Annotated in this window: 14 protein-coding genes; 13 read left to right on the top strand and 1 reads right to left on the bottom strand. The window is 57.9% G+C overall.

Features of this window, described 5'->3' with window-relative positions:
- The first annotated feature begins 288 nt into the window (after positions 1-288).
- The 8 genes from Q1B15_RS13805 to Q1B15_RS13840 all read left to right on the top strand — a co-directional run bounded on the left by Q1B15_RS13805 (position 289) and on the right by Q1B15_RS13840 (position 7,049).
- On the top strand, positions 289-939 hold the full coding sequence (locus tag Q1B15_RS13805; protein ID WP_366141727.1) for an MBL fold metallo-hydrolase: 651 nt from the start codon (positions 289-291) through the stop codon (positions 937-939).
- A 187-nt stretch (positions 940-1,126) separates the two neighbouring features.
- Positions 1,127-1,567, top strand: a complete 441-nt coding sequence (locus Q1B15_RS13810) for a TerB family tellurite resistance protein (RefSeq protein WP_299754535.1) — start codon at positions 1,127-1,129, stop codon at positions 1,565-1,567.
- Positions 1,564-2,337, top strand: a complete 774-nt coding sequence (locus Q1B15_RS13815) for a PhnD/SsuA/transferrin family substrate-binding protein (protein WP_299754511.1) — start codon at positions 1,564-1,566, stop codon at positions 2,335-2,337. Before Q1B15_RS13810 ends, Q1B15_RS13815 begins: the two co-directional genes overlap by 4 nt.
- A gap of 66 nt (positions 2,338-2,403) precedes the next feature.
- The gene (locus tag Q1B15_RS13820; RefSeq protein WP_299754513.1) at positions 2,404-3,177 is read left to right on the top strand and encodes an amino acid ABC transporter ATP-binding protein; all 774 of its coding nucleotides are present in this window, start codon (positions 2,404-2,406) and stop codon (positions 3,175-3,177) included.
- A 31-nt stretch (positions 3,178-3,208) separates the two neighbouring features.
- Positions 3,209-3,931, top strand: a complete 723-nt coding sequence (locus Q1B15_RS13825; RefSeq protein WP_299754515.1) for a transporter substrate-binding domain-containing protein — start codon at positions 3,209-3,211, stop codon at positions 3,929-3,931.
- A gap of 67 nt (positions 3,932-3,998) precedes the next feature.
- On the top strand, positions 3,999-4,880 hold the full coding sequence (locus Q1B15_RS13830; protein WP_299754537.1) for an ABC transporter permease subunit: 882 nt from the start codon (positions 3,999-4,001) through the stop codon (positions 4,878-4,880).
- On the top strand, positions 4,877-5,713 hold the full coding sequence (locus tag Q1B15_RS13835) for an ABC transporter permease subunit (RefSeq protein WP_299754517.1): 837 nt from the start codon (positions 4,877-4,879) through the stop codon (positions 5,711-5,713). The genes Q1B15_RS13830 and Q1B15_RS13835 overlap by 4 nt, the downstream gene beginning before the upstream one ends.
- A 4-nt stretch (positions 5,714-5,717) precedes the next feature.
- Positions 5,718-7,049, top strand: coding sequence for a glutamine synthetase family protein (locus Q1B15_RS13840; protein WP_299754519.1), 1,332 nt, complete (start codon positions 5,718-5,720; stop codon positions 7,047-7,049).
- A 3-nt stretch (positions 7,050-7,052) separates the two neighbouring features.
- On the opposite strand, the gene Q1B15_RS13845 is transcribed toward Q1B15_RS13840, so the two are convergent.
- Positions 7,053-7,844, bottom strand: a complete 792-nt coding sequence (locus tag Q1B15_RS13845) for a glutathione S-transferase family protein (protein ID WP_299754521.1) — start codon at positions 7,842-7,844, stop codon at positions 7,053-7,055.
- 131 nt (positions 7,845-7,975) lie between these two features.
- Here Q1B15_RS13845 and Q1B15_RS13850 point away from each other — a divergent pair, with 131 nt between their 5' ends.
- The 5 genes from Q1B15_RS13850 to Q1B15_RS13870 form a co-directional block, all read left to right on the top strand.
- Complete coding sequence (locus Q1B15_RS13850; protein WP_299754523.1) at positions 7,976-9,196, top strand: MFS transporter; 1,221 nt, start codon at positions 7,976-7,978, stop codon at positions 9,194-9,196.
- Positions 9,197-9,272: 76 nt separating this feature from the next.
- Positions 9,273-10,151 carry an AraC family transcriptional regulator gene (locus tag Q1B15_RS13855; protein ID WP_299754525.1) on the top strand — a complete coding sequence of 293 codons (879 nt, stop codon included), beginning with the start codon at positions 9,273-9,275 and terminating at the stop codon, positions 10,149-10,151.
- 217 nt (positions 10,152-10,368) lie between these two features.
- A complete protein-coding gene (locus Q1B15_RS13860) occupies positions 10,369-12,027 on the top strand; it encodes an ABC transporter substrate-binding protein (RefSeq protein ID WP_299754527.1) in 1,659 nt (552 codons plus the stop codon).
- A 143-nt stretch (positions 12,028-12,170) separates the two neighbouring features.
- Positions 12,171-13,211 (top strand): ABC transporter permease, encoded by a 1,041-nt coding sequence (locus Q1B15_RS13865; RefSeq protein ID WP_299754529.1) that lies wholly within the window; start codon positions 12,171-12,173, stop codon positions 13,209-13,211.
- A gap of 14 nt (positions 13,212-13,225) precedes the next feature.
- Positions 13,226-14,618: ABC transporter permease (locus Q1B15_RS13870; protein WP_299754531.1), on the top strand; the 1,393-nt coding region annotated here is incomplete at its 3' end.

A 14,618-nucleotide genomic window follows, 5' to 3' on the forward strand; every position in this document is an offset into this window, starting at 1 on the left:
GTTCGCGTGAATTTCTCAAAGCCCCGACGCAAAACGGCATAGAAATCAAACCCGGACGCAGTCCGCAAATTGATCGCCTTGCAGTCCTCGTCGTTGCGACACGACCTTGCCTAACCTCATATCCGCCCTGCGTCTCACCCAATATAAACACCCAACCCGGAGCCCACAAAATGCACTCGACACGCCGCCTATTCCTCCAAACCGCCGCCGCCGCTGGCTCCGTGACGCTGCTGCCCATCGCCGCCCGCGCTGCTGGGCACGCCTCTGACGTTTTCACCACAGACGCCGGTGACATCGCGGTCCATCCCGTCGCCCACGCCTCGGTGGCTCTCGAAACCCCCCGCTGGCACGATTTATATCGACCCGGTCGGAGACGCCGCCCAATACGCTGATTTCCCGGCACCCGATCTGATCCTCGTGACCCACGGGCACGGCGATGACTACAAGGCCGATCTCCTTGCCGCGATCAAGGGCGCCGCCACGCTGATCACCAACCCGGCTGTCGCCGCGATGCTGCCCGAAGGCCTGCAGGCAAACTCGGGCCAGCTTGCGAACGGCGAAAGCGTGACATGGAACGACGTTACCATATACGCAATTCCAGCCTATACCCTCACCGAGGAACGCAAGAACTTCCACCCGATGGGCCGTGACAACGGCTACGTTCTCGGGCTTGCGGGCTTCACGATCTACGTCTCTGGCGACACCGAAGACATCCCGGATATGCGCGCGCTGACAGGCATCGATCTGGCCTTCGTCTGCATGAACCTGCCGTTTACTATGCCCGCGTCCGCCACCGCAGACGCGGTCCGCGAGTTCGCACCAACCTACGTCTACCCCTACCACTACCGTGGCCGCGATGACGGGACCCAAGACCCGCAGGAATTCGCCACGCTGGTGGGCGACGCCTCAGAAGTGAAGTTTGGCAACTGGTATGGCTAAGCCGCCAAATCCGAGCGACCACATGAACGGGTTGGTCCAAGCGACTGGACCGTTGCGTTTTTCCGACACCCAAATATCTTACCCAAGCCCTCAACCGCCGAACGTCCGCACCGACGCAATACCGGCGTGATACCGAAACCTCGGAAAACACCTTTTCGTGGCGGGAATCCCGCCCTATATCCTCCCCATGTTTGAAGCTTTTTTGCGCCGCCTGACGGCCACCGACCCCGATCCGCTTTCCGGCGATGACTGCCGTCTCGCCTTGGCGGCCCTGCTTGTGCGCATCGCGCGCACCGATGGCGAATACGCCCGCGTGGAAATCGACGCGATCGATAACATTTTGAAAATGCGCTATAATCTGGGGCCTTTCGAGGTCATAAAACTGCGCGCTGACGCCGAGCAGCTTGAAACCGAGGCCCCGGACACCGTGCGTTTCACCCGTGCGATCAAGGACAAAGTCCCCCTCGAGGACCGCGCCGAAGTTGTCGAGGCGCTTTGGGAAATAGTTCTTGCGGACGGCACGCGCGACCACGAAGAGGACGCTCTCATGCGCCTTGTCGCCCCGATGCTTGGCATCAACGACCGCGAGTCAGCTTTTGCCCGGCAGCGTGTTGTAAGCAAGGGATGATCGCCAGTCTGCCGATGTATGATCGCCCCGAAACACGGGCGGCATACGATCGATTATGGACACGCATCCGCGACGAACTTCGGCTTTTGTGGGCGGTGCTTCCGGACATTGGCTCCCCGCTCCCAGCGGCCCTCGCCCATGACGCGGACCCATGGGATCACTGGCGCGCCCCGGACCTGATCCTTAGCCAAACCTGCGGCCTTCCGTACCGAAGCGAGCTTCACGCAAACGTAATTTTAATCGGTACGCCCGATTATCACCTTCCGGGATGTCGTCCCGGATATTACAATTCGGTCTTTGTAATGCGCGCCGAAAGTGCCTGCGATGATCCAGCCGGCTGGAGCGACCTCATGGTGGCCGTCAACGATGGACGATCCCAGTCGGGATGGGCCGCGCCGCAGGCCTTCATGGAAACGCGCGACCTGTCGTTCCACAAAACGTCCCTCACCGGATCTCACCGCAATTCGGCGCACGCCGTTGCAAACGGAACCGCCGATATCGCCGCCATCGACGCGCAAACATGGCGCATGATCCGACGCTGGGATCGTTGGTCAGACACTCTTGTCGAGGTCGCCCGCACCGAAGAAACGCCCGGTCTGCCGCTTATCTCGGCCATGCCAGATGGGCGCAACGATCTTCATTTTGCGGTCAGTCGTCACCTCGCCAACCTGCCCGCGAAAGATGCAGCTATCCTCGACATCCGAAGCCTCGTATCAATCTCCAAGGCAGACTACCTCGCCGTCCCCACCCCAAAAGCTGTCGTCAAGTAAGGCGTTGCAATCCGCAGCAATTCACGCCTTTATTCCCCCCCTGAGGAAAAACCAAAGCTGCAAAACGTGACAGACACTGTACCAGTCATCGAAATCCGGGATCTTCACAAAAGCTATGGGGCTTTGGAAGTCCTGAAAGGCGTGAGTATGACCGCCCCTCGCGGCCACGTCATTTCCCTTATCGGATCGTCCGGCTCGGGCAAGTCCACGCTTCTGCGATGCGCCAACCTTCTAGAAGACAGCCAGCAAGGCGATGTGATTTTTGAAGGCGAGGCCGTTACATGGCGCGGCAAGGCCCACAACCGTCACCCGGCCGACCGTGCACAGGTCACGCGCATCCGCACGAACTTGTCGATGGTGTTCCAGCAGTTCAATCTCTGGTCCCACATGACTGTCCTGCAGAACGTTATGGAAGCGCCGGTCACCGTAATGAAGCGCGACCCGGCCGAGGTCGAAGCCAAAGCCCGCGATTACCTTGCCAAGGTCGGCATTGGCGACAAATGCGATGTCTGGCCCGCGCAGCTTTCGGGCGGCCAGCAACAACGCGCCGCCATAGCGCGCGCCCTTTGCATGGAACCCCGCGCGCTGTTGTTTGACGAACCGACGTCAGCGCTTGACCCCGAACTAGAACAAGAAGTGATCCGCGTCATCAAAGCGCTGGCCGAAGAAGGTCGGACGATGCTGATCGTCACCCACGACATGGCTTTGGCGCGCGACGTCAGCGACCACGTTGTGTTTCTGCACCAAGGCAAGATCGAAGAAGAAGGGCCGCCGAGCGCGCTGTTCGGCACCCCAAAATCCACCCGGCTGCAGCAGTTTCTATCTGCCGTGTCCGCGTAATATTTGACTTTACCAGTATGGGAGAATGCAAATGAAAAAACTGATCCTCAGCACAGCCGCGCTGGCAATCGCAGCAGGCGCGGCATACGCCGACAGCCATTCCGTTGTGCGCCTGACCACCGAGGGCGCCTACCCTCCGTGGAACTTCGTGAATGACAACGGCGAGGTTGACGGCTTCGAGCGCGAGCTTGGCGACGAGCTTTGCCTGCGGGCCGAACTGAACTGTGAATGGAGTACGAACGAGTGGGACTCGATCATTCCGAACCTCACATCGGGCAACTACGACGCCATCATCGCGGGCATGTCGATTACCGATGAGCGCGACGAAGTCATCGACTTCACCCAAGCATACACACCGCCCGATCCATCGAACTATGCGGCCTTGTCGGCGGATGTCGATCTTATCGGCGGCGTGATTGCGGCCCAGGCAGGCACCATTCAGGCAAGCTATGTCGCGGACAGTGGTGCCATTCTTGTCGAATTTTCTTCACCGGACGAAACCATTGCGGCCATCGTCAACGGCGAAGTTGACGCCGTTCTTGCCGATGCCTCATTCATTGGAACCGCGATCGAAACCAATGGCGATCTGATGGTTGTCGGCGATCCCGTTGCCCTCGGTGGCGGCGTTGGCATGGGTGTGCGGGAAAGCGACGGCGAACTGCGCGCCAAGTTCGACACGGCCATTCAGTCGATGAAAGACGATGGCACCCTGAACGCGCTGATCGCAAAATGGGAAGTCAGCAGCCAGTGGTAAGCTGACATCAAAGTAACTGGTCGGGGCGCGCGGTTGCCCCGACCAATCAGACCGCGGGAGCCACTCCATCTTTTCCTTCTGCACCGACCCTGAAACGCTTGAAACGACCCGCTGGTTAGTCTGCTATCTGACCAACGGCAAGCACATGGCGTTTTATACCTCTTTCATCACGGTCATGGTGCTTTTGCTCATCACCGCCCCCATCGCGCTGGCCTTCGGCTTTGGCGGTGCAATGGCCTCGCGCAGCCGAATCCTGCCGCTTCGCTGGTTCGGCAATGCCTACACATCCGTCGTGCGCGGCGTCCCTGATATTGCGTTTTTCCTCTTCTTTGTCATTGCGTTGGATCAGGGCTTCGAGTGGTTGCGCCACAAAACCAAATGTCCCGATTGGGACGAGCCAATTCGCCAGGGCAGCGATTTTATCGTCTGTACGGTGGCGAAACTGCCCCAATCCAATTCCCCGCAATGGGTCCACGAAGCCTACGGCTTCTCCCTTGCCGTACTGACCTTTTCAATCGTTTTCGGTGCCTTTGCGGCCAATGTGCTTTTCGGCGCCATGCGCGCCGTTCCCCGTGCGCAGATGGAAACGGCGGAAGCCTACGGGATGTCACAGCGCCAGTCCTTCTGGCGTGTTCTCGTGCCGCAAATGTGGGTCTATGCGCTGCCCGGCCTGTCGAACCTCTGGATGGTATTGGTCAAAGCAACCCCGCTTTTGTTCCTTCTCGGTGTCGAGGATATCGTCTACTGGGCGCGCGAATTGGGTGGTACGAAGGGTAATGTTTTCGACTATCCGCATCCTGATTGGCGGCTCTATTACTTTCTCGGACTTCTCGTCTTTTACCTTAGCCTGACCCGCGTGTCGGAAATCGCTCTCGTGCGCCTCACCACCAGATTGTCGCGCGGGCAAGCCACTATGGCAGGCGAGCAAATGCGGAGGGCCGCGACATGAGCTGCTGGGAAACCATTGCAGACTATGCGTTGCGATCAATTGGCATTGGCGAACGCCTTTTGCCGCGCTCGGACTTCACGCTGTGCCAGCAATTCACGCTGATTGGATCGGGGCTTTTGTGGAACATCTACTTCGGCGTCCTCGCCCTCACATCAGGATTTATCCTTGCCACTGCCGTCGCTATGGGCAAAGCCGCGCGCAATCCACTGATCCGCAAACCCTGCGAATGGTTCATCTTTATCTTTCGTGGCTCACCGCTGTTTATCCAGTTTTTCCTTGCCTACGAGACCTTCGTGCTGCTGCCCAAAGTCGGCATCGACATCAACTTGATCTTCGTGGAAGTCACCGCTGAAACGCGCTGGTTGACCCGCGCATGGCTGGGCGCGCTGATTGTGCTATTCCTAAACACCGCCGCCTATTCGGGCGAAATATTCTACGGTGCGCTGCGCTCGATCCCGAAAGGCGACCTTGAGGCGGCAGACGCCTACGGCATCACCGGTTGGTCGCGCTTTCGGCGCATCACATGGCCGACCATGCTGCGCCTTGCATGGCCCGCCTACACAAACGAAGCGATCTTCCTCTTTCATGCCACAACACTGGTGTTTTTCTCGGGCTTCCCCGCATGGCAACAACGCGGTGACGCGCTTTATTATGCTAACTATTTCGCCGACAAGACCTTCAACCCCTTCGTGCCTTACCCCATCGTCGCCTTCTATTTTATCCTTGTGACGCTTGCCGTCATCACCATCTTCTCACTGGTCAACAAGCGTCTGAACAGGCATATGCCGCAGGAGCCAAAGCGCATCCGCTACCGGCCGCAAATCATTCGGTGAGACCATGGAAGACTGGCTAAAAGACAATCCGCAAGTCCGCACAGTGACCACGGCCGTCGCCGATCTGAACGGTCAGGCGCGTGGCAAGCGCATGCCGTCGGGGTTCGCATCGAAGGCGCTGGAAGGCATGACACGGATGCCCCTGTCGGTGCTGAACGTCGACATCTGGGGTGACGATATCGAAGACAGTCCGCTGGTGTTTGAAAGCGGCGATCGCGACGGCATCCTGCGCCCGACCGATCGCGGTTTTGTTCCAATGCCCTGGCTGTCAAACCCGACCGCGCTTTTGCCCATGTGGATGTATACTGAAGCCGGAGACCCCTTCGCCGGAGATCCCCGCCACGCACTGAAGCTGGTCCTTGATCGCTTTACCGAACACGGCTGGAGCGTTGTTGCGGCCACCGAACTTGAATTTTACCTTTTGGATGACAGCGGCGACACGCTGCAACCGCCGACCGCACCCCGTTCGGGCAAGCGGCGTCTGGGGGGCGAGATCCTATCGATCCGCGCGCTCGATGCATTCGACACGTTCTTTTCGGAACTTTACGATGCTTGCGAAGTCATGGGCATCCCGGCCGAAACCGCCATTTCAGAAGCTGGCATGGGCCAATATGAGATCAACCTTGTCCACGGCCCGGCGATGCACGCCGCTGACGACGCATGGCTCTTCAAGATCCTCACGCGAGGCCTTGCCCGCAAACACGGGTTCGCGGCAAGTTTCATGGCCAAGCCCTATACGGACTGGCCGGGCAACGGGATGCACATTCATTTCTCAGTGGTGGACAAGGACGGCAAAAACATCTTCGACAATGGCGGTGAACGCGGCACAGACGAGTTGCTCTACGCGGTCGGCGGCTGCCTTCAGGCAATGAAAGATCAAACCCTTATCTTCGCACCTCACGGCAACAGCTACGAACGTCTTGTCCCCGGCGCGCATGCTCCGACCGGCATTGGCTGGGCCTACGAAAACCGCACCGCCGCCATCCGCATTCCTGCAGGTCCGTCCGCCGCACGCCGCATCGAACACCGCGTTGCAGGTGGTGATATCAACCCCTATCTCATGCTGGCGACCGTACTGGGGGCTGCCCTCCAAGGCATCGAAGACAAGGTCCTCCCGCCGCAAGCGATCAAAGGAAACGCCTATGCGCGCCAGCTTGAGACCCTGCCCTCGGACTGGGGAACGGCCATCGATTTGTTCGAGAAAAGCACGTTGATCCCGCGCATTCTGCCCAAGCAACTGATCCGCAATTTCGTAATGACCAAGCGGCAGGAGCTGAACTACTACGCAGAATTGTCGCCTGACGAGCGGATCGATCTTTATCTCGATACGGTTTAGGTTCTAGATCAAACCAAGCTGTGCATCCGTCGCGCGCGGACCATATTTATCGCGCGGTGGCATGGGGCGCGTCTGCCAACCCGGCTCGAACGCAAAGGTCGACACCGATCGACCTTCCGGCAACGCGCCGTTTCCTTTGCCCAAAGCATAGTCGTAATACAGCTTAACGATCTGATCGAAGGTAACTTGCTGCGCATGGGGGTCGCCCAGACACGCCGCGCGCCAGCGGCGTACGCGATCAAACTCACCGCCCTGCGGCAGCTCAAATCCCTCGTAATACTCAAGAAACCAAAAGCGCTGGAACATCGGCGTGAAAATCACCTCCGCCCAGCCAAAACGGTCGAAAAAGAACGTGTCACCCGGTGCATAGTTCACCAGAATATCATTCATCTCGCGATACAGCTTCAGATGTCTGTTGCGACAGTCATCCGTCTTATCGGTGTCCTGGTTCATCACCATCACATAGCCCGAGATCGTAAACGCTTCCTGCTTGGCGACCAGAAGGCTCTCCAACGCATGCTCATGCGGATCGCGGCGCACAACGCCGGGTTCGGGAAACATGTCTTCGATCATCCGCAATATGACCATGCTTTCCTTCACCGCCGTTTTGCCGGGTATCTCAATCACTGGCATCGCGGAAGTGCCCTTGGTCAACTCCAGCAGAAAATCCGGTCGCGGCTTGGTGATATCAATCACGTTATAGTCGACCTCGCCGGGCGCCCCTTTGAGAGACAACAAAATCTCAACGCGTTGGCAGAAAGGGCAGACGGGAATGTGGTGCAGGCGCATGGTCATCGGACCCCCTTTGACCTGAATATCAAAAATTTCAACACGAAAGGCAAAATCTGCCGGGCTTTTGTCGAAAATATACTAGCGCCCGTCCGTTTGGCCACCGATACACGACAGGCCATAGAAAGCTATCGTGCATGCGCCTCATAATTTCCTTCGCTGCCCTGTTTTTGTCCATAATCTTCCTGCAACTTGGATCGGGCGGCCTTGGCCCGCTTGATGCACTTTCAGGGATCGAACTAAATTTTACCACAGCCCAAATCGGCCTTTTAGGCTCGGCCCACTTCGTTGGCTTCTTCATCGGCTGCTGGTGGGCGCCGCGCCTGATGGGAAGCGTCGGCCATTCGCGGGCGTTCGCCGCCTTCACAGCCGTCGGCACCATCGGCATCCTCTCCCACATGATCATCATCGACGCCTACGCCTGGGCCTTAATGCGCATCATGTCAGGCCTTTGCGTCGCTGGCTGCTACACTGTCGTTGAGAGCTGGCTGCAAGCGAAGGTCTCGAATGAAAACCGGGGCCGGGCGATGGGCACCTACCGCGTCGTCGACATCGGCGGCTCGCTGGCCGCGCAGATGATGATCTCGGTCCTCGCGCCTGCCAGCTATGTCTCGTACAACATCCTCGCAATCATATGCTGCGCCGCCCTCATCCCGCTGGTCATGACGCGCGTCGCTGAACCGGCAATTCCACAAGCCCCACGCCTGCGACCGGGCCTGGCGTGGAAGCTTTCGCCTCTCGCTGCCGCAGCCGTGATCTCGGCGGGTGTCACGACCGCATCATTCCGCATGGTCGGCCCGATCTACGGCATCGAGGTCGGGCTCTCTATCGACCAGATCGCGCTGTTCCTCGCCGCCTTCGTCCTTGGCGGAGCGCTTAGTCAATATCCCGCCGGATGGCTCGCGGACAGATACGACCGCCGCTGGGTGCTGATCTGGCTATCGGTCGCTGCCCTTGTCTCCTGCGCAATCACTGTGGCCCTGTCGACTTCTGGTTCGACCGCAGTTCTCATCGCATCAGGCGTTTTCGGCTTCGCGACCTTCCCGATCTATTCTGTCGCCACCGCCCACGCGCATGACTTTGCAACGGACGAGCAACGCATTGAATTATCGGCGGCATTGATGTTCCTATATGCCGTCGGTGCCATTGCCTCGCCCTACATTGTATCGAAGCTGATCGAAGCCTACGGCCCTTCGGCGATGTTCGCCCTCGTGTCGATGGCGCATCTGATTCTCATCGTTTTCAGTTTGATCCGCATGCGCGTCCGCGAAACAACATCGCGCACAAACTACGTTTATGCACCGCGAACCTCCTTTCTTATCGGGCGTTTGTTGCGGAAATCACGCGAAAAAGGCTGAGACAACAATCGGTTGACGTCTCAGGACGGGTTTGCCTAGTATGTCATCGCTCACCTGGTTGGGGGACCGGCTGCCAATGTCATTGCCACGACTGACACTTCTGCCCATGGCAGAACGCAAACACGCGCCGCAACGCCTGCATCTGCAAGCGCGCGCCAAAGCAATTCCGCGGCCTGTCCAAACGGCCGAAGTGACGTCTATTTCGCGGATATCGCAAGGGGTGCGCTGGCGTACTGAAGCGATGCGCAGTTATGACCGCCCGGTGCTGATCTGGTTCACCCGCGGTCAGGGCCGCATCACCATTTCGGGCTGCTCGGGTGGATATGGGGCGCACAGCGCGGTCTTTCTGCCTGCGGGCACGATGCACGGGTTCACCGTCACGCCTGCTGTTCTTGGATCAGTCGTGCGCCTGTCTGCGCACGACTGGCCGGTTGAGCCTGTCCACCTCCGCCTGCGCGAAGTTCACCTGCACCGGGAATTGACCGGTATGATTGACGCCATCGAGCGCGAGCAGACAATCGACGCTGACGGCAAAACGCGCGCCATCGCCCATCACGAGGGGCTTTTGTCGATCTGGTTCGACCGCACCCAGGCTGCAACACCGATCACCGAACAAGCAAACGTGAAGAGCAGCACTGCGCTGCGGTTGACCGAGGCGTTTACCTCGCTTGTGGAGCGTGATTTCTGCCATCCTTTGGGCGTTCAGCATTATGCCGCTCAATTGGGGGTGACGCCCACGCATCTGACACGGGTCTGCCGGATCGCCTCGGGGCGGGCGGCGCTCGATATCTTGTCGGATCGCCGTCACTTTGAGGCATGCCGGCTTCTGAAAGACACCGATTTGGCGGTCTCAAGAATAGCCAGTCAAAGCGGATTCGCATCACCCGCATATTTCACGCGCGCTTTCCGCTCTAAGAGCGGTTTGAGTCCAACTGAGTTTCGTCATGCACGGTGACGCTGCGTCAGTCTGGCAGATTTGTAGCTGATGTCGCTTTCATTGACTAACCAGGTCGCAAACGCTACACAGCCCGACGATTCCGCACGTTGACGTGGTTACCAATACATAGCGAAGTCGCTATGTAAGATAAAACTGCGGCCATACCCGTGCGAGATGATCTGCTCCAATCGCAGATTGAGAATTGAAAATTAAGTCTGACAGGGAGAAAGACTTTATGAAACTTAATGAAAACACGTTGTCGCGTGTCCATCCTGCTGCGGAAATGCACGCAAAGGAATTTGCGGAAGGCAAGCTTAGCCGTCGTGAATTTCTGACCCGTGCCACAGCACTTGGTGTGGCAACGACGACCGCTTACGGCCTCATAGGCGCGGCTGCGCCCGCACGCGCCTCTGGCCATGCGAAGATGGGCGGCACGCTGCGCATACAGAGCTCCGTCAAGGCGATGAAGGAGCCGCGTTCCTACGATTGGGGCGAAATCGGCAATCAAAGCCGGGGCATTCTTGAGTATCTCGTCGAATACAATGCTGACGGAACGTTCCGGGGCATGCTTCTCGAAAGCTGGGAAGTGAACGCAGACGCCACGGAATACACTCTGAACGTCCGTCGGGGCATCAAGTGGAGCAACGGAACAGATTTCACCGCTGCCGATGTCGCACGCAATATCGAAGACTGGTGTGATGGTAGCGTTGAAACCAACTCGATGGCGTCACGCATGACCTCACTGATGGAAGACAACAAAGCGCGCCCAGGCGCAATCAACATAGTGGACGACCATACAGTCGTTCTCAAGCTGAGCGCGCCGGACATTGCTATCGTCGCAAACATCTCCGACTATCCTTCGGCCATAGCGCATGCTGATCACGATCACGAGGCGCCTTACGATACATGGATCGGAACCGGCCCCTTCAAAGGTGTTGTGCTTGAGGTTGGTGTTAGATGCGTGATGGAACGCTCAGATCAGCCATGGTGGGGCACCGAAGTATATGGTGGACCCTATCTCGACCGCATCGAGATAATCGACTACGGCAACGATCCGGCAGCCTGGGCTGCGGCGGCCGATTCAGAAGAGGTCGACCTGTTCTACGAGACGGTTGGCGAATTCATCGACATTATGACATCCATCGGTTGGATACAGACAGAAACGGTGACAGCCGCGACGATCGTGTTTCGTTCGAACCAGGCTGCCGAAGTCGATGGTTTGGTACCTTACGCCGACAGCAGGGTCCGTCGCGCGCTTGCCATGGCGGTCGACAACGAAATCTGCCTTGAACTCGGGTATTCCGGCCGCGGCGTCGTCGCAGAAAACCACCATGTCTGCCCGATCCACCCCGCCTATGCGGAACTTCCCAAGCAGGCGCATGATCCCGCAGGTGCAAAGGCCCTGATGGACGAAGCCGGTCTTGCGGACTTCGAACATGAGTTGATCACTTTGGATGACGATTTCGAACGCAACACTGGTGACGCAGTTGCAGCGCAACTTCGCGATGCGGGGATTTCCATCAAGCGCACTGTGCTTCCTGGCGCGACGTTCTGGAATGACTGGACCAAGTATCCCTTCTCGGCCACGACTTGGAACCACCGGCCGCTGGAGGTGCAAATCCTGGCGCTGGCATACCGAACAGGCGAAGCATGGAACGAAAGCGCGTTCTCGAACGCCGAGTTTGACCAGCTTATCGGCGACGCCCTAGCGATCGCAGATTCTGACAAGCGCCGCGAAGTGATAGCAAAAATTGAAAAGATCATGCAGGACGAGGGTGTCATCATCCAGCCCTATTGGCGATCGCTCTATAACCACCACAGGGGCGACGTGGTTGGGGCCGAAAAGCATCCCGCGCATGAATTCCACTTCTACAAATTCGGTTTCGCAGCATAGCGAAAGCTAATTCGCAGCATAGCGAAAGCTAAGAAGGGGCCGCAGACACTGGCGGCCCCTTTCTTCTGAATCCGCCAACCCTGCGCACTTTCGCCAAAACGAAACTGATAGCTGGCCCGCGGACGTTACCGAGGAGATAATCAATGGGCCTATTCATTTTGCGGCGACTGGGCGTCATGCTTCTGACCGCGCTGTGCCTGACGTTCATCGTGTTCGTGTTGACCAATCTGCAGCCGAACCTCGAAAAAGTCGCGAAGTCGGAAGGCAACGTCCGGATGACGGACGCTCAGGTCACGCAATGGCTTGATAATAACGGTTTCGGTGGGAACTCCCTTTTTCGGTATGCCGAATGGCTTGGTGTGGCCCCGGGATGGACCAAGACAGGCGATGACGGCGAACTCCGCGGGCGTTGCATCAATTCACGAAATGAAGGGACGCCGCCACGTTTCTGCGGCATCCTTCAGGGCGACTGGGGCGAAAGTACGGTCTTCAAAGCGGACGTCGGAGACATCGTCTCGACCCGGCTTGGCCTCACGGGATGGCTGATGCTGTTCGTGATGTTGCTCATGATACCTTCCGCCCTGATCGTCGGGGTGCTTGCGGGCATGCGCGAGGGCTCAAAGCTTGACCGATCGCTGTCCACCTTCTCGATCGCCTCAACCGCAACGCCGGAATACGTCTCGGGCGTAATCTTCATCACATTGTTTGCGTCGTCCGCAGGAGTGAAATGGTTCAAGGGCACCGCCACATCGGCAGCCGATGACATCACCTTCGAGAACTTCTTCCTGCCCGTCTTGACCATTTCCCTATACGGCATGGGCTACATCGCTCGTATGACCCGCGCGTCGATGACCGAAGTCATGGCTGCGCAATACGTCCGCACTGCGCGCCTTAAGGGCGTCAGCTTCCCTAATATCGTTCTGAAGCATGCGCTCAGAAACGCTCTGATAGCGCCCTTCACGGTGATCATGCTTCAGTTCCCATGGCTGTTGAACGGCGTCGTCATTGTCGAGTCGCTCTTTAACTATAAGGGTTTTGGCTGGACGCTCGTGCAAGCCGCAGGCAACAACGACATTGAGCTGCTGCTCGCCTGTTCCGTTGTTGCTGTCTTCGTTGTTCTGATCACGCAGCTAATATCTGACATCGGCTACGTCTTTTTGAACCCACGCATTCGTATCGCATAAGGAGGGACAGAGTTATGGAACAATTAACCTGGACCGGAAGCTTCTCCGTCCTGAACCCGATCTTCCTCGCCGCTTTGGCTGTTTTTGCGGTCTCAGTCGTCGCACAGATCATGCTAAGCTTCATCTCACCTGCAGTTGAAATGCAGGACGGCGCATTGGCAGCAAAGAAAAGCCCGGGCGATCTTGCCGTCTCGGCGACGCGTTATTGTTTCTTCGCCCTGATCGCGCTGATCCTGGTTTATCTAGTCGGTGGCATCATTGTGCCGGGCATCGAAAACAAGGGCATCGTCGGAGGCATATCGACCCGCTTCCTGCCGGTCTGGATCGCCCTTGCGGTTAGCTTCGCATTGTCGATCACCTTCAAGCGTAGCCTTGGTCTTTACGGCAAACTGTTTGACAGCCTTATAGGGATGATCGGCTTTGCCATCGTGATGTTCTGGGTCTTTACCGGCGTGTTCAGCACGATGGACCTGATCGTCACCCATGACCCGCTTGGGCAAGTTTCGGGCATGAAGAATAAATCCCCAGGCGAACCGCTCGCTGGGGCGGAAGTTGGCGACTATGCCTTCTATCTGCTCGGCGGCGACAACCTGGCCCGCGACGTCTTCAGCCGTATGGTGTCAGGCTCGTGGGTGGTGATCCAGATCGCACCGATGGCGACATTGTTCGCCTTCATGGTTGGGATCACGCTGGGCCTGCCTGCTGCTTACTACGGTGGCAAGCTGGATACGTTCCTCAGCTTCCTCGCGAACCTCATCCTCGCCTTCCCGGTCATCTTGTTGTTCTACCTTCTCGTCACACCCGAGATTGTCGCGACAGGCCTGCCAAGTTATATGGCCGCGGTTTTGTTCCTGTTCCCGATCATCTTCCTGGTCGTTCTGTTCAACTCGCGGTTCTACACGCAGCCGAACAAGCAGAAGATCTATGTGGGCGGCACGCTGGTGGTGGGGCTTCTTTTATACTTCTCGTTGATCAGTCAGGATCGCACTCCGTTGAACTTCTTACCGGATGCCATCGACCTGTTCGACATCCCGGGCGGCGTTCTGGTGGTGTTTGTGTCAGTGGTCTTCGTCAACTCGCCCACCGTCTACCGGATTGTCCGTGGCATCGCGCTTGATATCAAAACGCGCGACTACGTGGCTGCAGGTCAGACACGCGGTGAAGGGGCTTGGTACATCATGCTTTGGGAAATCTTGCCCAACGCACGGGGGCCGTTGATCGTCGATTTCTGCCTTCGGATTGGTTACACCACCATCCTCTTGGGCACCTTGGGTTTCTTCGGCCTTGGACTGCCACCTGAAAGCCCGGACTGGGGATCGACCATCAACGATGGTCGCCGTCTGTTGTCGATCTATCCGCACCCAGCCCTCGCGCCGGCGGTGGCCCTGATGAGCCTCGTTCTCGGAT

The organism is uncultured Boseongicola sp., assembly GCF_937988555.1.
Classification (GTDB): Bacteria; Pseudomonadota; Alphaproteobacteria; order Rhodobacterales; family Rhodobacteraceae; genus Boseongicola.